30 protein-coding genes are annotated in these 17,742 nt (G+C 60.1%); 4 read left to right on the forward strand and 26 right to left on the reverse strand.

Annotated elements, in window-relative coordinates:
• Positions 1–217: 217 nt before the first annotated feature.
• Entirely contained in the window at positions 218–1,699 is a 1,482-nt protein-coding gene (locus AAFO92_RS14495) for an aldehyde dehydrogenase (protein WP_347536329.1), read from the forward strand.
• Between the two features lie 208 nt (positions 1,700–1,907).
• On the opposite strand, the gene AAFO92_RS14500 is transcribed toward AAFO92_RS14495, so the two are convergent.
• Both AAFO92_RS14500 and AAFO92_RS14505 read right to left on the reverse strand, forming a co-directional pair.
• Positions 1,908–2,132, reverse strand: coding sequence for a succinate dehydrogenase assembly factor 2 (locus AAFO92_RS14500; protein ID WP_347536331.1), 225 nt, complete (start codon positions 2,130–2,132; stop codon positions 1,908–1,910).
• 31 nt (positions 2,133–2,163) lie between these two features.
• Positions 2,164–2,568, reverse strand: a complete 405-nt coding sequence (locus AAFO92_RS14505) for a helix-turn-helix transcriptional regulator (RefSeq protein ID WP_347536333.1) — start codon at positions 2,566–2,568, stop codon at positions 2,164–2,166.
• 87 nt (positions 2,569–2,655) lie between these two features.
• On the opposite strand from AAFO92_RS14505, the gene AAFO92_RS14510 reads away from it, so the two are divergent.
• Together AAFO92_RS14510 and AAFO92_RS14515 are read left to right on the forward strand one after the other, a co-directional pair.
• Positions 2,656–3,858, forward strand: coding sequence for a pyridoxal phosphate-dependent aminotransferase (locus tag AAFO92_RS14510; RefSeq protein ID WP_347536335.1), 1,203 nt, complete (start codon positions 2,656–2,658; stop codon positions 3,856–3,858).
• A 9-nt stretch (positions 3,859–3,867) separates the two neighbouring features.
• Positions 3,868–4,275 carry a hypothetical protein gene (locus AAFO92_RS14515; protein ID WP_347536337.1) on the forward strand — a complete coding sequence of 136 codons (408 nt, stop codon included), beginning with the start codon at positions 3,868–3,870 and terminating at the stop codon, positions 4,273–4,275.
• 332 nt (positions 4,276–4,607) lie between these two features.
• Here the strand turns inward: AAFO92_RS14515 and rpmD are convergent, their stop codons facing one another.
• From rpmD to AAFO92_RS14575, 12 genes are all read right to left on the reverse strand, one after another.
• On the reverse strand, positions 4,608–4,796 hold the full coding sequence (gene rpmD, locus AAFO92_RS14520; protein ID WP_347536339.1) for a 50S ribosomal protein L30: 189 nt from the start codon (positions 4,794–4,796) through the stop codon (positions 4,608–4,610).
• Between the two features lie 12 nt (positions 4,797–4,808).
• Positions 4,809–5,375, reverse strand: coding sequence for a 30S ribosomal protein S5 (gene rpsE, locus AAFO92_RS14525; RefSeq protein WP_347536341.1), 567 nt, complete (start codon positions 5,373–5,375; stop codon positions 4,809–4,811).
• Between the two features lie 114 nt (positions 5,376–5,489).
• Positions 5,490–5,849, reverse strand: coding sequence for a 50S ribosomal protein L18 (gene rplR / locus AAFO92_RS14530; RefSeq protein WP_347536343.1), 360 nt, complete (start codon positions 5,847–5,849; stop codon positions 5,490–5,492).
• Between the two features lie 12 nt (positions 5,850–5,861).
• Complete coding sequence (gene rplF, locus AAFO92_RS14535; protein ID WP_347536345.1) at positions 5,862–6,395, reverse strand: 50S ribosomal protein L6; 534 nt, start codon at positions 6,393–6,395, stop codon at positions 5,862–5,864.
• A 12-nt stretch (positions 6,396–6,407) separates the two neighbouring features.
• The gene (rpsH, locus tag AAFO92_RS14540) at positions 6,408–6,800 is read right to left on the reverse strand and encodes a 30S ribosomal protein S8 (RefSeq protein WP_347536347.1); all 393 of its coding nucleotides are present in this window, start codon (positions 6,798–6,800) and stop codon (positions 6,408–6,410) included.
• Between the two features lie 12 nt (positions 6,801–6,812).
• Positions 6,813–7,118 (reverse strand): 30S ribosomal protein S14, encoded by a 306-nt coding sequence (gene rpsN, locus AAFO92_RS14545; RefSeq protein WP_306113458.1) that lies wholly within the window; start codon positions 7,116–7,118, stop codon positions 6,813–6,815.
• A 19-nt stretch (positions 7,119–7,137) separates the two neighbouring features.
• Entirely contained in the window at positions 7,138–7,701 is a 564-nt protein-coding gene (gene rplE / locus AAFO92_RS14550) for a 50S ribosomal protein L5 (protein ID WP_347536349.1), read from the reverse strand.
• Positions 7,694–8,005: a 50S ribosomal protein L24 gene (gene rplX / locus AAFO92_RS14555; RefSeq protein ID WP_347536351.1), complete on the reverse strand. Its 312-nt coding sequence runs from the start codon at positions 8,003–8,005 to the stop codon at positions 7,694–7,696. Before rplX ends, rplE begins: the two co-directional genes overlap by 8 nt.
• Before the next feature lies 1 nt (position 8,006).
• Positions 8,007–8,375, reverse strand: a complete 369-nt coding sequence (gene rplN, locus AAFO92_RS14560; protein WP_007427594.1) for a 50S ribosomal protein L14 — start codon at positions 8,373–8,375, stop codon at positions 8,007–8,009.
• Between the two features lie 78 nt (positions 8,376–8,453).
• Positions 8,454–8,684 (reverse strand): 30S ribosomal protein S17, encoded by a 231-nt coding sequence (rpsQ, locus tag AAFO92_RS14565; RefSeq protein WP_347536354.1) that lies wholly within the window; start codon positions 8,682–8,684, stop codon positions 8,454–8,456.
• Positions 8,685–8,695: 11 nt separating this feature from the next.
• Complete coding sequence (gene rpmC / locus AAFO92_RS14570) at positions 8,696–8,902, reverse strand: 50S ribosomal protein L29 (RefSeq protein ID WP_347536355.1); 207 nt, start codon at positions 8,900–8,902, stop codon at positions 8,696–8,698.
• Positions 8,903–9,099: 197 nt separating this feature from the next.
• Entirely contained in the window at positions 9,100–9,684 is a 585-nt protein-coding gene (locus AAFO92_RS14575) for a hypothetical protein (RefSeq protein ID WP_347536357.1), read from the reverse strand.
• A gap of 161 nt (positions 9,685–9,845) precedes the next feature.
• Between AAFO92_RS14575 and AAFO92_RS14580 the strand changes: the two genes are divergently transcribed.
• Positions 9,846–10,670, forward strand: a complete 825-nt coding sequence (locus AAFO92_RS14580) for a class I SAM-dependent methyltransferase (protein WP_347536359.1) — start codon at positions 9,846–9,848, stop codon at positions 10,668–10,670.
• A gap of 3 nt (positions 10,671–10,673) precedes the next feature.
• On the opposite strand, the gene AAFO92_RS14585 is transcribed toward AAFO92_RS14580, so the two are convergent.
• The 12 genes from AAFO92_RS14585 to AAFO92_RS14640 form a co-directional block, all read right to left on the reverse strand.
• The gene (locus AAFO92_RS14585; RefSeq protein WP_347536361.1) at positions 10,674–11,294 is read right to left on the reverse strand and encodes a 2OG-Fe(II) oxygenase family protein; all 621 of its coding nucleotides are present in this window, start codon (positions 11,292–11,294) and stop codon (positions 10,674–10,676) included.
• A 278-nt stretch (positions 11,295–11,572) separates the two neighbouring features.
• Positions 11,573–11,986: a 50S ribosomal protein L16 gene (rplP, locus tag AAFO92_RS14590; RefSeq protein WP_347536363.1), complete on the reverse strand. Its 414-nt coding sequence runs from the start codon at positions 11,984–11,986 to the stop codon at positions 11,573–11,575.
• Positions 11,987–11,998: 12 nt separating this feature from the next.
• Entirely contained in the window at positions 11,999–12,706 is a 708-nt protein-coding gene (gene rpsC / locus AAFO92_RS14595) for a 30S ribosomal protein S3 (protein ID WP_347536364.1), read from the reverse strand.
• Positions 12,706–13,086 (reverse strand): 50S ribosomal protein L22, encoded by a 381-nt coding sequence (rplV, locus tag AAFO92_RS14600; RefSeq protein ID WP_347536365.1) that lies wholly within the window; start codon positions 13,084–13,086, stop codon positions 12,706–12,708. Before rplV ends, rpsC begins: the two co-directional genes overlap by 1 nt.
• A gap of 3 nt (positions 13,087–13,089) precedes the next feature.
• Positions 13,090–13,368 (reverse strand): 30S ribosomal protein S19, encoded by a 279-nt coding sequence (gene rpsS / locus AAFO92_RS14605; protein WP_024088539.1) that lies wholly within the window; start codon positions 13,366–13,368, stop codon positions 13,090–13,092.
• 3 nt (positions 13,369–13,371) lie between these two features.
• Positions 13,372–14,214, reverse strand: coding sequence for a 50S ribosomal protein L2 (rplB, locus tag AAFO92_RS14610; RefSeq protein ID WP_347536366.1), 843 nt, complete (start codon positions 14,212–14,214; stop codon positions 13,372–13,374).
• 667 nt (positions 14,215–14,881) lie between these two features.
• A complete protein-coding gene (locus AAFO92_RS14615) occupies positions 14,882–15,268 on the reverse strand; it encodes a hypothetical protein (protein WP_347536367.1) in 387 nt (128 codons plus the stop codon).
• A gap of 153 nt (positions 15,269–15,421) precedes the next feature.
• Complete coding sequence (locus AAFO92_RS14620; protein WP_306113450.1) at positions 15,422–15,718, reverse strand: 50S ribosomal protein L23; 297 nt, start codon at positions 15,716–15,718, stop codon at positions 15,422–15,424.
• Positions 15,715–16,332: a 50S ribosomal protein L4 gene (rplD, locus tag AAFO92_RS14625; RefSeq protein ID WP_347536369.1), complete on the reverse strand. Its 618-nt coding sequence runs from the start codon at positions 16,330–16,332 to the stop codon at positions 15,715–15,717. Before rplD ends, AAFO92_RS14620 begins: the two co-directional genes overlap by 4 nt.
• Complete coding sequence (rplC, locus tag AAFO92_RS14630) at positions 16,329–17,195, reverse strand: 50S ribosomal protein L3 (RefSeq protein WP_347536371.1); 867 nt, start codon at positions 17,193–17,195, stop codon at positions 16,329–16,331. Before rplC ends, rplD begins: the two co-directional genes overlap by 4 nt.
• A 14-nt stretch (positions 17,196–17,209) precedes the next feature.
• Positions 17,210–17,518, reverse strand: coding sequence for a 30S ribosomal protein S10 (gene rpsJ / locus AAFO92_RS14635; protein WP_057795293.1), 309 nt, complete (start codon positions 17,516–17,518; stop codon positions 17,210–17,212).
• Between the two features lie 105 nt (positions 17,519–17,623).
• The coding region (locus AAFO92_RS14640) for a hypothetical protein (RefSeq protein ID WP_347536385.1) at positions 17,624–17,742 on the reverse strand (119 nt) is incomplete at its 5' end.

The raw sequence follows: 17,742 nt of genomic DNA on the forward strand, positions 1-17,742 counted from the left end.
CTCGGAGGGAACATAAGGTGAAAATGCCCAATAATCGGTTAAACACAAACAATAGCGTTTAAAATGCAATCTATTTGGCCCGCCCGCATCACAACAATTCAGGGTCGGCCCGCGGTCTGGGCGGTGATTTTTTCGCCGCCGCATGTCGACTAATCGCCCACTCGTCCTCAAGATCGGTCAAGAATGAGAATCACCGGGATGAAACGGGGAGAGACAAATGAGCGGCCTGCAGAACTACCGGATGCTGATCGGGGGCGAGTGGGTCGCGGCCTCGGATGGCGGTACTTTCGACAGCCGGAACCCGAGTACCGGAGAGGTCTGGTCGCGGGTGCCCGAGGCGACCGAGCAAGATGTCGACCGCGCCGTGCGCGCCGCCCATGAGGCGTTCACCACCGGTCCCTGGGCCAGAATGACCCCGACCGAGCGCGGCAGACATCTGCGAAGGCTGGCAGAGCTGCTGGCCGACAGGTCCGAGGAGCTGGGCCGGATCGAGACCATCGACACCGGCAAGATGCTCAAGGAAACCCGCTGGCAGGCAAAGTACATCGCCGAGTTCTTCCAGTTCTACGCCGGTTGCGCCGACAAGATCAGCGGTGAAACGCTGCCGATCGACAAACCGGACCTGTTCGTTTTCACCAAGCGCGCGCCACTGGGCGTGGTGGCGGCCGTCGTGCCATGGAACAGCCAGCTCTTCCTCGCGGCGGTAAAGGTCGGACCGGCCCTGGCGGCGGGCAACACGGTGGTGCTGAAAGCGTCGGAACATGCCTCTGCCGCGATGCTGGAATTCGGCAGGCTGTTCGAAGAGGCTGGTTTCCCGCCCGGCGTCATCAATATCGTGACCGGCCACGGAGACCCCTGCGGCCGCGCCCTGACCGGGCACAAGCTGGTGGCGCGGGTCTCGTTCACCGGCGGGCCCGGCGCGGCGCGGCATGTGCTGGAGAACACCAAGAACAACTTTGCCGAGGTGAGCCTCGAGCTTGGCGGCAAATCCCCTTTCATCGTCTTTGACGACGCCGATATCGAAAGCGCGGTCAATGCCTCCATCGCGGGCATCTTCGGCGCGACGGGGCAGAGCTGTGTCGCCGGATCGCGGCTTTACCTGCACGAAGACATTGCCGACGAATTCCTTGAGCGGATGATTGCGCAGGCCCGCGAGATCAAGATTGGTGATCCGCTGGCAGAGGAGACGCAGATGGGGCCGCTTTGCACATCCGGACAACGCGACAGGATCGAGAGCGAACTGACCTTCGCGGTGAAGGAGGGCGCGACGGTACTGACTGGCGGGAAAAGGCCCGAAGGCATGCCGGGCCTCTTTTTCGAACCCACCATCGTCGCCTGCCCGCGGCAGGATCTGCGCATCGTCGATACCGAGCTGTTCGGTCCGGTCCTGTGCGTTCAGCGCTTCAGGACCGAGGACGAGGTGATCGAACTTGCCAATGACACCGAACACGGGCTTGCCGCTGGCATCTTCACCCGCGACAGCGCGCGCTCCCTGCGGATGGCCGACGCGGTGCGCGCCGGGATCGTCTGGGTGAACACCTACCGGGTCGTCTCGCCGATTGCCGAGTTTGGCGGGGTCAAGGGATCGGGCTATGGCCGCGAAAGCGGGTTCCAGGCAATGTATGACTACACGCGCCCCAAGACGGTATGGATGAACACCTCGGACGCGCCCATGGCCAACCCGTTCGTGATGCGCTGAGCCCCCTTGGAGGCCCTCGCGCTCGCGGCCGGGCTCCGATCCGGGAACGCCAACATGGTGACGTGATGTCGACCCGCCGCCTGCCGCGCCCTCAAGATCGATGCGACGCGGAAACGCAGGTGGGCGATCATGCGGATGCAGAGGCGCGGTGCCTGTTATTGCCTGCGCCGGTGCAGGACGGGCCGGTTTGATTGTTCTTGCTGTTCGCCTAGCGGCCGGTCATCAGACGGGCCGAAATATCTGCCACCAAGGCGGCAAACCGGGGCGGGGCGGCCTCCTGCCCCGTGACCCACTGGTACAAGTCCTGATCGTTCTCCGAAAGCAGCGCATCATAGGTGTCAAGCTGCGCGGCGTTCAGCTGGATCAAACGGTCATCGGCGTAGCGGCTGAGGATGATATCCATCTCCTTGATGCCGCGACGCATCGACCGCATCCGAAGTCGTTTCAGACGTGTCGCCCGGTCTTCAGTCAACCGGTACTGCCTCGCGCATGTCGCGCAAGCTTTCCTCGAGCCGGGCAAGACGGGCCGACGAGGCCGCCAGCTGTGCCCGCACATCGTGGATTTCCGACAGGGCCGCCGCGGCATTCATCACAAGCCGGCTATCCGCGCCCTCATCCGTGGGGCCGTCACCCTCGCCGGTCAGCAACCAGCGCAGCGACACGTTCAGCAGACCAGCCATCATCGACAGCTTGTTGGCGCGCGGTTCGGAGACGTCATTTTCCCAGCTGACGAGGGTCTTGACCTTGATTCCAAGCCGTTTGGCCAGGTCGGCCTGGGACATCCCGGTCTGTTCGCGGGCCCCTGCGACACGGTCGCCAAATGTCGTTGCCTGCGGGTCGTACCAGTGTTCGGAGTTTTCAACGGTCATATTAACTTCCTTTCCTGCGATCCTGCTTGAACCGGCTTCGTGCACAACCTAAGAGATGCGCCATGGTTATACAAACCGGAGACCCCAATGAACCTGCTTTCCGCGACATTATCACGCGTCAAACCGTCGCCGACGATCGCCGTTTCGACCAAGGCCGCCGAAATGAAGGCGGCGGGCCAGGATGTCATCGGCCTGGGGGCCGGTGAGCCGGATTTCGACACGCCCGACAACATCAAGGCCGCTGCCATTCAGGCCATCCATGACGGGAAAAACAAATACACCGCTCCCGATGGAATTCCTGAACTGAAACAGGCGATCTGCGCCAAGTTCAACCGTGAAAACGGGCTGGATTATGTGCCCGCCCAGGTCAGTGTGGGGACGGGTGGTAAACAAATCCTTTACAACGCCCTGATGGCCACGCTGAATCCCGGTGACGAGGCGGTGATCCCGGCGCCCTACTGGGTCAGCTACCCGGACATGGTTCTGCTGGCGGGCGGTGAGCCGGTTATCGCCGAGGCCTCGATCGAGACCGGCTACAAGCTGACGCCTGACCAGCTTGACGCTGCCATCACCCCCAAGACCAAGTGGTTCATCTTCAACTCGCCCTCGAACCCCACTGGTGCGGGCTACAGCCGGGACGAACTGAAGGCGCTGACCGACGTGCTGCTGCGCCACCCGCATGTATGGGTCATGACCGACGACATGTACGAGCACCTGGCCTATGGCGATTTCGAGTTCTGCACGCCCGCGCAGGTCGAGCCGCAGCTTTATGATCGCACGCTGACCTGCAACGGGGTTTCCAAGGCCTACGCGATGACCGGCTGGCGGATCGGCTATGCGGCCGGGCCCGAGAAACTGATCGCCGCCATGCGCAAGATCCAGTCGCAAAGCACCTCAAATCCCTGCTCGGTCAGCCAGTGGGCGGCGGTCGAAGCGCTGAACGGCACACAGGATTTCCTGGCCAGCAATAACGAGGTTTTTAAGCGCCGCCGCGACATGGTGGTACAGATGCTGAACGACGCCCGGGGGATCGTCTGCCCGACGCCCGATGGCGCGTTCTATGTCTACCCCTCCATCGCAGATCTGATTGGCAAGACCACCGCCAAGGGGGCCGTTATCGAAAATGACGAGGCCTTTGCCACTGCCTTGCTGGAAGAGACCGGCGTGGCCGTCGTCTTTGGTGCGGCCTTCGGGCTTTCCCCGAACTTCCGGGTCAGCTACGCTACGTCCGACGAGGCGTTGAAAGAGGCATGCACGCGCATCCAGAAATTCTGCGCCTCGCTGAGTTAAGGGGGCGCTATGGCCGGGGAACTGCCGGAGTATTATTTCAGGGTGCGCGAAAACGGCGCCTTTGTTTTCCGCGTGGATACCGAAAACCGGCAGCGCCGCATCGACATGGACCAGATCGCCGTGGTCAATATCCGCAAGGGCGAGATCAAGCCCCATGGCGAGCGGACGCTGAGCGCGCGTGATCTGGAAGTAATCAAGGAATGGATGGCCGAGCGGCTGGAACTGGTCGAATATCGCGACATTGACGACATCCACCGCGCGGTCGATTACCTGAACACCACGACCCATTGGGCACAGTCCAGGGCCACCGATGAACAGCTGGAAGAGGTCACCGACGCGCTGCTGCTGGCCATGCACGACCTGCGCACGGTACTGGTGCGCAAGAAGGCGGACCGGCTGCTGTCAGAAGAAGGCTGAGCCTGTCTGCGGCAGCACAGCGGCTGCCTGGCGGACCGTCTCAATTGGTGCTCGTGCAAAATGCCGGTGATCTGCCCTGCGCAAGAACAGCTGCCCTTTGTCGCCTGTCTTCGTGTTTGGAAAACCGGCTAAGCTCAATCCGAGAAACCGGCACAGGATCAGACCATGGGCAGCGCGGCGGCAGACCGGATTTCTTCCAGGATCATTGATTTCAAGACAGTAGGGTAGTGAAAAACCCCGGCCGTTTCTGACCGGGGCGTTCTTGTGTCAAAGGCCGGGGCTCCGCCCGTTCGCGCCTGAAACCGTCCACGGGACGATTTCCTGGAAGGCGCTTACCCTTTTTCTTCGATGATCTCGACCATATGCGAGATCTTGGCGATCATGCCGCGTACCGCGGGCGTATCTTCCAGCTCGCGGGTCTTGTGCATCTTGTTCAGGCCCAGGCCGATCAGCGTCTGGCGCTGTTTGGCGGGGCGGCGGATCGGCGAGCCGATCTGTTTTACTACGATGGTCTTGGCCATTTTTCGCTCTCCTTACGCTTCCGCGGCCGCTTCGGCGGCGGGGGCGTCATCCTTTTTCAGGATGTCGGCAACCTTCTTACCGCGACGCTGCGCCACCATGCGGGGGCTGGCCTCTTTCTTCAGGCCGTCCAGCGTGGCGCGGATCATGTTATAGGGGTTCTGCGAACCGACCGACTTGGCAACAACGTCCTGAACGCCCAGCATCTCGAACACGGCGCGCATCGGACCACCGGCGATGATACCGGTACCGGTGGGCGCGGTGCGCATCACCACGCGGCCCGCGCCATGACGGCCTTCGACATCGTGGTGCAGCGTGCGGCCTTCGCGCAGCGGCACGCGGATCATCTGCCGCTTGGCCTGCTCGGTGGCCTTGCGGATCGCCTCGGGCACCTCTTTGGCCTTGCCCTTGCCAAATCCGACGCGGCCTTTCTGGTCGCCAACAACGACCAGGGCTGCGAAACCAAAGCGCTTACCGCCCTTAACAGTTTTCGATACGCGGTTGATTGCAACCAGACGATCGGCGAATTCCGGCGCCTCGTCGCGATCGCGACCTCCGCGGCGGTTGTCTTCTCTTGCCATAGTGGCGTCCTTTCCTTGCGGCGCGCGCTGCGCCTGTTGTCCCGATCCCAGTGGGCCCCTGCCCCCGGATCATCGAGGCGGCCCCGGAACCAACGCCCCGGGGCCGCCTGCGCGTTAGATTTTCAAACCACCTTCACGGGCGGCGTCGGCGACGGCCTTCACCTTGCCATGAAACAGGAAACCGCCACGGTCGAAATAAGCTTCACTCACCCCGGCCTTCTTGGCGCGTTCCGCGATCGCCTCACCCACCTTGGTGGCCGCTTCGATGTTGTTCTTGCCGACAACGCCCAGGTCTTTTTCCAGCGTCGAGGCCGAGGCCAGCGTCACGCCGTTGACGTCGTCGATCAGCTGCACGCTGATATTCTTCGAAGAGCGGTGAATGCTCAGGCGCGGACGCCCTGCATTGACCTTGCGAAGCTTGTTCCGAACGCGCAGGCGGCGCTTAAGGAACAGTGTTCTTTTGCTGTTTGCCATTTTATCGCGTCCTTACTTCTTCTTGCCTTCCTTCTGGAAGATATACTCGTCCTTGTAGCGGATGCCCTTGCCCTTGTAGGGCTCGGGGCGGCGCCAGTCGCGGATATTGGCCGCAACCTGACCGACGAGCTGCTTGTTCGTGCCCTCAACGACCAGTTCGGTCTGCTTGGGGGCGGTCACAGTCACTCCAGCGGGAATTTCGAAATCGACATCGTGGCTGAGACCCAGGTTCAGCTTCAGGACATTGCCCTGAACCTGCGCCCGGTAACCGACGCCGCGGATCTCAAGCTCTTTCTTGAAGGTGTCGTTGCAGCCCTGGACCATGTTGGCGATGACGGTGCGGGTCATCCCCCACTGCTGGCGGGCACGCTTGGACTTGCCGCGCGGCGTCACGATGACCTTGTCGTCTTCGATGGTCAGCGTGATGTCGTCGGTCGCGGTGAAGCTTTGCGTGTCCTTCGGGCCTTTGACTTCGATGGTCTGGCCCGACAGGGTTGCCGTCACGCCACTTGGCAGTGCAACGGGTTGTTTTCCGATACGAGACATCTCAAAGCCCCCTTAGAATACGGTGCAGAGCACTTCGCCGCCAACGTTCTGGCTGCGCGCGCTTGCATCCGACATCACGCCTTTCGACGTGGAGACAATCGACACGCCCAGGCCCTGGCGGACCTGCGGAATGTCATCGACGCCCAGGTATACGCGACGACCGGGTTTCGAGACCCGTTTCATTTCGCGAATAACCGGTTCGCCTTCGAAATATTTCAGGCTGACCTCGATGGCCGGATGACCGTCCTTGCCGGTGGTCGCCTCGAAGCCGCGGATATAGCCTTCATCCGCCAGCACGCCCAGAACACGCTCGCGCATTTTCGAGGCGGGCATCACCACGGTGGACTTGCCGCGCATCTGGCTGTTGCGGATACGGGCCAGCATATCGCCGATAGGATCATTCATATCAAATCTCCCTTACCAGCTGGACTTCACAAGGCCGGGGGCCTGGCCGTTCGAGCCGAGCTCGCGCAGCGCGATCCGCGACACTTTGAGTTTACGGTAATACGCATGCGGACGGCCCGTGAGCTGACAACGGTTGTGCAGCCGGGTGGCCGAGCTGTTGCGCGGCAGTTTCGCCAGCTTCAGGGAGGCGCGGAAACGCTCTTCCATCGGCTTGGATTCGTCATTCACGATCTCTTTCAGCGCGGCCCGCTTGGCAGCGTATTTTTCCACCAGGCGCTGACGCTTCTTCTCGCGTTCGATCATTGCTTTTTTAGCCATAAGTCTTTCCTCCCGCCGCTTAGCTGTTGAAGGGCATGTTGAATTGCTTCAACAGCGCCTTGGCTTCAGCGTCGGTTTGCGCCGTGGTTGCGATGATGACATCCATGCCCCACATCTCGTCGACCTTGTCGAAGTTGATCTCGGGGAAGATGATGTGTTCCTTGATGCCCATGGCGTAGTTGCCACGCCCATCGAACGATTTGCCCGAAACGCCGCGGAAGTCGCGGATACGGGGCATCGCAACGGTGATCAGGCGATCGAGGAATTCGTACATGCGGTTGCCGCGCAGGGTCACCTTGGCGCCCATCGGCATGTCCTCACGGACCCGGAAACCGGCGATCGAGTTGCGGGCCTTGGTGATGACGGCGTGCTGGCCGGCGATCGTGGTCAGGTCTTCCTGAGCCGACTTGGCCTTCTTGCTGTCCTTCACCGCTGCCTTGCCGCAGCCGATGTTCAGAACGATCTTGTCCAGCTTGGGGATCATCATGTCGTTCTTGTAGCCGAACTCTTCCTTGAGGGCGGCGCGGATCTTTTCGCGGTACTGGGTCTTCAGACGCGGGGTGTAGGTTGCAGTATCAAGCATCGATCACGTCCCCCGTGGTCTTGGCAACGCGGACTTTCTTGCCGTCTTCGATCTTGAAGCCGACGCGGGTCGCTTTGCCGTTCTTGTCCAGGAATGCCAGGTTGCTCAGGTCGATCGGCATCGCCTTGGGGATGCGGCCGCCCTGGCTTGTCTGGCTCTGCTTGGTGTGGCGCACAGCCATGTTGATCCCGTCGACCACGGCCTTGCCGGCCTTTGGGTCCACGGATGCGATGGTGCCTTCCTTGCCCTTGTCCTTGCCGGCAAGAACGACAACCTTGTCGCCTTTTTTCAGTTTCGCAGCCATGTCACAGCACCTCCGGGGCGAGCGAGATGATCTTCATGAAATTCTTGGCCCGCAGCTCGCGCACGACCGGCCCGAAGATACGGGTGCCAACCGGCTCACCTGCGTTGTTCAGGATCACGGCGGCGTTGCGGTCAAAACGGATGGCGGTGCCGTCTTCACGACGGACTTCCTTGGCGGTGCGCACGACAACGGCCTTGCGGACGTCGCCCTTCTTCACGCGGCCGCGCGGGATGGCTTCCTTGACCGATACGACGATGATGTCGCCCACGGACGCATATTTGCGCTTGGAACCACCCAGGACCTTGATGCACTGAACGCGGCGTGCGCCGCTATTGTCAGCAACATCCAGATTGGTCTGCATCTGGATCATTTGGTTTCTCCCGACCTTTGGGACCGCTCTTCAGTCATTGGTCCCAGGGTTTCGATTAAACCGGAAGGTTTTGGTCGCTTACGCTTCCAGAACCTCCCAGCGTTTCGTTTTCGATTTCGGCGCGCATTCGATGATGCGAACGGTATCGCCGACCTTGAAAGCGTTCTTTTCATCGTGAGCCCGGTATTTCTTGGACTTACGGATGGTTTTCGCCAGAACCGGGTGCTTGAAACGGCGCTCGACCGAGACAGTGACGGTTTGGGCGTTTGCGTCGGAGGTCACGACGCCTTGCAGAATACGCTTGGGCATAGAGGCTCTCCTTACGCGTCTTTGGCCGCTTCGGCGGCTTTTTCGTTCAGGATGGTCTTGACGCGGGCCGCATCACGGCGGACCTGGCGCATCCGCGCGGGGTTTTCCAGCTGGTTTGTGGCCGACTGAAAGCGCAGGTTGAACTGCTCTTTCTTCAGTGCCACCAGCTCATCGCGCAGCTGGTCCGGCGTCTTGTCACGTAGTTCACTGGCGTTCATCGCCTTTTTCCTTTCCAAAACACCGGCCAGCCCCTGACGGTTGGTTCAGGGTCACCAATAACCCGGTGGATGAATTGCAAACAAAAACGAATCCCGGTACGCCCCGGAATCCATCAGATGGGGCCGTATAAGGGAGGCTGGCAGAGAGGGCAAGGGAAAGTTTCAGGGGTGCTTAGGGTGTATGCCATGAAACTTGTTCAGTCTCCGCGAGGATCGTATCGCGAATCGAACGCCTGCCGCATCGCCCGCCTAGTTGTGTTCGGTTCGACAAGATACATGACCGACAGTACAACCGACGCGAGTGCAATCCCTCCAAACATCAGCAAAATAAATGCCGGGCCCAGCCCTCCCGCCCGCGTCCCGGCAAACACCGCGAAGCCACCAAGTACAAAATGAAATATCAACCAGCCTGCTAAGCCTATGACACCAAACATCAGCGAATAACTAAGCAAGTCGAGTGATAACGCCTTCCGACCCTTAAAAAGTAGACGAACCAGTTCTCGCACGCAGACAAATAGAGCTACCAACAAAGCCAGCGCCACCTGAAGAGCCAGCCCGATCGTCAATTCGAGCCAGGCATTTGCTCTTTTCGCGACTTCCAGCAATGCCCCTGTTTGATCGCTTCTTATCTGCTCTTTGATCTCAGACGGATAGACATCGAAAAGGCTAAGAAGCGAGATCGGAAAGAGGTGCAGCAGATAATTCGCAAGGCAAACCCACGCAACTATCAGCACTATTCGACGCGACCGCGCCGTGAGCATTGTGAGTGAGGAAGTTGACATTCATTGACCTGCAATTGCTACCGTGCAGAAATTACCCACGAATTCAGACTTAATTGCGGCAACAAAAACAATCGCAGGATGCGTGCCACCCCACCACCGACCCAACAATTCTCGCACCCTTGCGGCATCCTGTGCTAGCGTCCCTGAAAAACAGGGGAACCATGACTTCTGACATCAAATCCATGCAGCTTTATCCCCGGCCCGAGCGGATACTGGATGACCTACGCGCGAGGGGGCTGGGGGATGGACCGTTGCCGCTGGACGTGCTCAGCCAGCTTGACCAGCTACATTATCACGGTACCGATGCGCTGGATGTCGCGATTGCCGAATGCAGGATCGGATTGGGCGACCAGGTGCTCGAGGTCGGCTCGGGCTGGGGTGGCTGCGCCCGCCATATCGCCCACCGGACAAGCGCCCATGTCACCGCCATAGAATTGCAGGAGGACTATGACCGGGTGGCGCGCGAACTGACCGCCCGTGCGGGGCTCGACGCGTGCCTCACCCATGTCAACGCGGATTTCCTGCAGGTCGATCTGCCCGAAAGCGGCTTTGACCATGTTGTCAGTTGGCTGGCGCTTTTCCACATCCCCGACCGCGCCAGTTACCTGGGCCGGATCAGCCGCACGCTGAAACCCGGCGGTCATTTCTTTGCCGAGGATCTCTACCTCATCGCATCCCCGCCCGAGGAGGAGCGCGAGGATTTCCGGCGCCACCTCTTCCCGAACTCGCTGGTGCCCCTGCCCGACTACGAAAGCACCCTGAAAGACGCGGGTTTCTCCGACGCCACCCTTACCGACATGACCGATGACTGGACGGCCTTCACCGCCGCCCGCCTCGCCGCCTTCCGCGAAAACCGCAGCGGGTACGAGGCCATCCACGGGCCCGGCGGTTACGAGGTCATCCACACCTTCTACGAAAAGATGGCCGGGTATTTCGCCCGCGGGTTGGTGGGCGGCGTGCGGTTCAGGGCCACGCTTGACGGCTAACGGTCAAGCCCAGGCGTAGTTGAAACTGACACTGATCCGGTCGTCTAGGGACATGTTCATCGGCACCTCGTGCCTGAGCCAGCTTTCCCACATCAGAACATCGCCGACCTTCGGCGCCACGTAGATGAAGCTTCGCATCTCCTCCCGCGCGTCTTTCTTGCGCGCCGGTGCGGCCATCATCATCGCCGAACGTGGATCCTCCAGCTTGAGCGCGCTCGCGCCGTCGGGCATCGCCACATAGGTTGTGCCGGAGATCACCGAATGCGGGTGGATGTGGCTAGCATGGCTGCCGCCTTCGGGCAGGATGTTGATCCAGATATCTTCGAGCTTCAGTTCCCGCCCGTCCAGATCGAATTCCAGATCCTCGGCAAAGGCCGCGACATGCTTGTCCAGCAGCTTCACCAGATCCGCAAAGACCGGAAACCGCCAGCCCAGATCGGTGAGCGAGGCATAGGAGGTATAGCCGGGATAGCCGTTCTGCTCACACCACGCCTGCCCCGCTTCGTCATCTTCGGCAATCGAATAGCAGGACGCTTCCAGTTCCGCTGCATCCGGCGCGGAGCCCTGCTCGGACAGGGCGGCATGATAAAGGCGGGTGACAAAAAATGAGGTGATCTTGGGCATAGGGCGATCATTAGCCCAGGTTTTGCCGTTTGGCGAGGCCAGACGAAGACGACTTTGTGGACGGAGCTTTCATTGACGGACACGGAATTTTCGAAAATTCCGTATCGGAAAATCGCTATTTTCCGTCCCGTTTTCTGTGAAGAAAACGATTCCGGCGTTTGCAATACGGGTAGTCGCAAAGGGCTCAATGCGGAATTGGCCGTTAAACACAAAAGCCCCGCCGATCGTTCCGGCGGGGCTTCTTTGTTTCGTAGGGTAGGTGCAAACCCACCAGCCGCTTACCAGTCCTCGCGGACCACGACGCGGGTTTTCAGCGGCAGTTTCATCGCGGCCAGGCGCAGGGCCTCGACAGCGACGGCCTCGGATACACCGTCGATCTCGAACATGATCCGGCCCGGCTTGACCTTGGCGGCCCAGAAATCGACCGAGCCCTTGCCCTTACCCATCCGGACTTCGGTAGGCTTCGAGGTGACCGGCAGGTCCGGGAAGATCCGGATCCAGACCCGGCCCTGACGTTTCATGTGACGCGTCATGGCACGGCGTGCGGCCTCGATCTGACGCGCTGTCACGCGCTCGGGCTGGGTTGCCTTCAGCCCGTAGGTGCCGAAGTTCAGGTCAGAGCCGCCCTTGGCTTCGCCGTGGATGCGGCCCTTGAACTGCTTGCGGAACTTGGTGCGTTTCGGTTGTAGCATGTCACTCCCTCCTTAGCGGCGGCCACCGGCGCCACGGGGCGCGGGACCATCCTGGAGTTCCTGGGCCTTGCGATCACGGGCCGACGGGTCGTGCTCCATGATCTCACCCTTGAAGATCCAGACCTTGATGCCGATGATGCCATAAGGTGTCGAGGCTTCGACATTGGCGTAATCGATATCGGCACGCAGGGTGTGCAGGGGCACACGGCCCTCGCGGTACCATTCGGTCCGGGCGATCTCGGCACCGCCGAGGCGGCCCGCGACGTTGACCCGGATCCCCAGGGCACCCATGCGCATCGCGTTCTGGACGGCGCGTTTCATGGCACGGCGGAACGATACCCGACGCTCCAGCTGCTGTGCGATGCTTTCACCCACCAGGGCGGCATCCAGCTCGGGCTTGCGAACCTCGACGATGTTCAGGTGCAGCTCGCTGTCGGTCATCGCCGCCAGCTTGCGGCGCAGGGTCTCGATATCGGCGCCTTTCTTGCCGATGATCACGCCCGGACGCGCGGTGTGAATGGTCACACGGCACTTCTTGTGGGGGCGCTCGATGATCACGCGGGAAACACCGGCCTGCTTGCACTCCTTGTTGATGAACTCGCGGATCGCGATGTCCTCAAGCAGCAGATTGCCATAGTCCTTGGTGTCGGCATACCAGCGGCTGTCCCAGGTGCGGTTCACCTGCAGGCGCATGCCAATCGGATTTACTTTGTTACCCATCAGGCTTGCTCCTCGATTTCACGCACCTTGATCGTCAGTTCCGAAAACGGCTTGCGCAGCGCGCCAAACCGGCCCCGGGCCCGTGGACGGCCGCGTTTCATGACCAGGTTCTTGCCCACATAGGCTTCGGCCACGACGAGTTCGTCCACATCAAGGTTGTGGTTGTTTTCAGCATTGGCGATGGCCGACTGAAGGCATTTCTTCACGTCTTCCGCGATCCGCTTGTTCGAGAACGTCAGATCGTTCAGCGCCTTTTCGACCTTCTTGCCGCGGATCATCGCGGCCAGCAGGTTCAGTTTCTGCGGGCTGGTGCGAAGCATGCGCAGTTTTGCCATTGCTTCGTTGTCGGCCACGCGGCGGGGGTTCTTTTCCTTGCCCATGACTTACTTCCGCTTCGCTTTCTTGTCGGCGGCATGACCGTAATAGGTCCGCGTCGGGCTGTATTCGCCGAACTTCTGACCGATCATGTCTTCGCTGACGTTGACGGGAATGTGTTTCTTGCCGTTGTAGACGCCAAACGTCAGGCCCACGAACTGGGGCAGGATCGTCGAGCGGCGCGACCAGATCTTGATGACTTCATTGCGCCCGCTTTCGCGTGCTGCTTCGGCTTTCTTAAGCACATAAGCATCCACGAAGGGGCCTTTCCATACAGAACGTGCCATGTGTTAGCGGCCCTTCTTCTTGGCGTGACGCGAGCGGATGATAAGCTTCTGCGACGCCTTGTTCTTGTTGCGGGTACGGGCGCCCTTGGTGGGTTTGCCCCAGGGCGTGACCGGGTGACGACCACCCGAGGTGCGGCCCTCGCCACCACCATGGGGGTGGTCGATCGGATTCATGACCACACCACGCACCGACGGGCGGATGCCCTTGTGGCGCATGCGGCCCGCTTTACCGTAATTCTGGTTCGAGTTGTCGGGGTTGCTGACGGCACCGACGGTCGCCATGCATTCCTGACGCACCATGCGCAGCTCGCCAGAGCTCAGGCGGATCTGGGCATAGCCGCCGTCGCGGCCAACAAACTGAGCGTAAGTGCCGGCGGCGCGGGCGATCTGACCGCCCTTGCCGGGCTTCAGCTCGATATTGTGCACGATGGTACCGATGGGCATGCCGGCAAACGGCATCGCGTTGCCCGGCTTGATGTCGGCCTTGGCGGACGACACGACCTTGTCGCCGATCGCCAGGCGCTGCGGCGCCAGGATATAGGCCTTTTCGCCATCGTCATAGGTGATGAGCGCGATGAACGCGGTCCGGTTCGGGTCGTATTCGATCCGCTCGACCGTGCCTGTCACGTCGAATTTGTTCCGTTTGAAGTCAACGATCCGGTAGAGGCGTTTTGCCCCGCCACCACGTCGGCGTGATGTAATACGTCCGGTGTTGTTCCGGCCACCCGATTTCGTCAGACCCTCGGTGAGGGCTTTGACGGGGCGTCCTTTCCACAGCTCCGAACGGTCGATCAGCACCAGCCCGCGCTGGCCCGGCGTCGTTGGCTTATACGACTTGAGTGCCATGCTTTCTGTCTTCCGTTTAGCAAACGGCAGGCGCGTGTCCTGCCTATGTGATTGGGTGGGATTGCCACCCGGGTTATAGGGCCCCGAAGGTCCCCGGCTATTTCGTGTTCTTGCGAACAAAAGCAGGAGCCCCGGACGAATCCGGGGCCTTGCCGATGGGGTCGTTTACGAGAGTGCGCTAGCCGGGTCAAGCCTTTGCGCCAAGAAATACTGGCCTTTTATGGATACGGGCCTCTCTCCCCGCCATGATTGAACAGAATCCATGGTCAGGTGGATCTGTTCCCCAACCTACGCTCGTCACTCTTTCTCTCTCAGCCCTGCAATTAACCGCTGATGTATCGAAAACATTTCGTCTCGTGATGTTTTCAGTGGCCTCAAATCATCTGCAGGATCAAATTTACGAAAAACTCCCCAATCACGCAGTGTTCTTTGATTGAGAAACATCGAATTCAACAGGATTCTGTCACCGTTACCACTCGTGTGCAGCGAGTAATGCTGAACCACATGCAGAGGCGGTACTATGCGGTATGGTTGGTGCGACATGACGTGAAAAACAAAGTAACTCAAACGGACAACTGGCGGTCTTCCATCATTTCCAGTTGCAAGAATATCAACGGTCACATCCAGAGTTCGCTTTTGATTGGCAGGCACTACTCTTGTTGCGAGATCAACCTCTGCTGCTAAAGCACCAGCCCCCCGCTATTCTGGCAAGCTCTTTGCCGTCGATGGGTTCAGCAAAACTTTCTGCTTTGTATATAAACCCAGTTTGGAAATTCTTCGCATGCGTTAAGAAAATGTTGGAGATTCCTGCAATTAACAGGGGAGTGTTTTCGGTCGACCCGAACTCAGTCGCCAGTCTGTTGGCCAAAGAATCGCTACCAATTTCTGACATCAGATGAACACGCCAACGATCTTGCATGGCTTCGGATTCCGACCCCTGACAAAATTGAAAATCCGTGGAAATTTCCGTGCAATTTTCTGATGCAACAGCAGGGCTTGTCGACACAGAGAAAGAAACGATCAGGCACATAACCCATGCAATTTGTTTGTTCACTTTCTACTCCTAACATTCAGGCGGTTTGAACAGCTCTTGTTATGCACAAGGCCATCAACACATTTCATTTGCGCTAAAACGTCTTTCTCATCCCCCAAAAAAAACCCGGCCACTTTCGCAGCCGGGAAATTACTCTTCAAATTTTGAATCCAATCAAAGACCGGTGGTCACGTCGATCGTGTTGCCCTCTTCCAGGGTGACATAGGCCTTCTTGATGTGGTTGCGGCGGCCGAGAGACCCCCGGAACCGTTTAACCTTGCCCTTGGTGATCGTGGTATTGACCGCCTTGACCTTCACACCAAAGAGCGCCTCGACAGCCTCCTTGATCTGCGGCTTGTTGCTGTCCATCGCCACTTCGAAAACAACCGCGCCGTTCTCGGACGCCATGGTGGCCTTCTCGGTGATGACCGGCTTGCGGATCACGTCGTAATGTTCTGCCTTCGCGCTCATTTCAGCCGAGCCTCCAGTGCTTCGACACCTGCCTTGGTGATCACCAGCGTGTCACGCTTGAGAATGTCATATACGTTTGCGCCCATCGACGGCAGCACATCGAGACCCTCGATGTTGCGGGCGGCCTTGGCGAAATCGGCGTTCACCTCGGCCCCGTCGATGATCAGCGCGCGTTTCCAGCCCAGGTCCTTGACCTGCTTGGCCAGCGCGGCGGTCTTGCCGTTCGAGCTTGCCTCGTCGATCACGACCAGCTCACCCGCCTTGACCTTGGCCGAAAGCGCGTGTTTCAGGCCCAGAATCCGCACCTTCTTGGGCAGATCATGCGCGTGGCTGCGCGGTGTCGGACCCTTGTAGATGCCACCCTTGCGGAAGATCGGCGCGTTGCGATCGCCGTGGCGGGCGCCACCGGTGCCCTTCTGGCGATAGATCTTCTTGGTCGAATAGCTGGTTTCCGAGCGGGTCTTGACCTTGTGCGTACCGGCCTGCGCCTTGTTGCGCTGCCAGCGGACGACACGGTGCAGGATGTCCGCGCGCGGTTCCAGGCCGAAGATGTCTTCGCCCAGATCGACCGAGCCGGCCTTCTTGCCGTCCAGTTTGATCACGTCGAGTTTCATTCTTCGCCTTCCTTCTTCTCGGCTTCGGCAGCTTCTGCCTCGGCGACTTTATCGGCCTTGGCTTCCTCGGCCTCGGCGGCTTCCAGCGCGGCCTGTTCGGCCTCGGCGGCGGCCTGTGCCGCGGCTTCGGCTTCGGCGGCAGCGGCCGCAGCGGCTTCTTCGGCGGCCTTGGCGGCTTCTTCGGCCATCGATTTCAGGCCGGCGGGCAGAATGGCGTTTTCAGGAAACGGCTTTTTCACCGCATCCTTGACCGTCACCCAGCCGCCTTTCGATCCCGGCACCGCGCCCTTGATCATGATCAGGCCACGGTCGGCGTCGGTCTTGACCACTTGCAGGTTCTGCGTGGTCACCCGTGCGGCACCCATGTGACCGGCCATTTTCTTGCCCTTGAACACCTTGCCCGGATCCTGACACTGGCCGGTGGAGCCGTGCGAGCGGTGGCTGATCGACACCCCGTGCGAGGCGCGCAGACCACCAAAGTTGTGGCGTTTCATGGCACCGGCAAAACCCTTACCGATCGAGGTGCCGCAGACATCCACGAACTGACCCTCGAAATAGTGGTTCGCGGTGATTTCCTCGCCCACCTCGATCATCGCCTCGGGCGCCACGCGGAACTCGGCGACCTTGCGCTTGGGTTCCACCTTGGCAGCGGCGAAATGGCCACGCATGGCTTTCGTGGTCCGCTTGGCCTTGGCTGTGCCCGCCCCAAGCTGCACGGCGGCATAGCCATGCTGTTCGGGCGTGCGTTGGGCCACGACCTGCAGTTTGTCCAGTTGAAGAACGGTCACGGGCACCTGCCGGCCGTCTTCCATGAAAAGCCGGGTCATGCCGACCTTCTTTGCGATTACACCAGAGCGCAACATCTTGTCTGCCCTCCTTAAACCGAAATCTGCACGTCGACACCGGCAGCCAGGTCGAGCTTCATCAGCGCGTCCACGGTCTGGGGCGTCGGATCAACGATGTCCAGCAGGCGCTTGTGCGTGCGGATCTCGAACTGATCGCGGGATTTCTTGTTCACGTGGGGGCCACGCAGAACGGTGAATTTCTCGATCTTGTTCGGCAGCGGGATCGGCCCCCGAACGTCGGCACCGGTACGCTTGGCAGTATTGACGATTTCCTGCGTGCTGGCGTCCAGCACACGGTAGTCAAACGCTTTCAGCCGGATGCGAATGTTTTGGCTTTGCATTTTCTTAGCCTTTCAAGGCGTTGGAGTTGATAGGAGGAAGGCCGGACCACCCGGCCCCCCTCGTCGAACCCTGCGCCCCGGGTTGGCCCGGAGCGCCTTTTGGGATTATTCGATGATTTTGGCGACGACGCCGGCGCCGACGGTGCGGCCGCCTTCGCGGATGGCGAAGCGCAGGCCGTCTTCCATCGCGATCGGTGCGATCAGTTCGACGGTGAACTTCAGGT

The sequence above is a fragment of the Roseovarius sp. CAU 1744 genome (assembly GCF_039839345.1).
Lineage (GTDB): Bacteria > Pseudomonadota > Alphaproteobacteria > Rhodobacterales > Rhodobacteraceae > Roseovarius.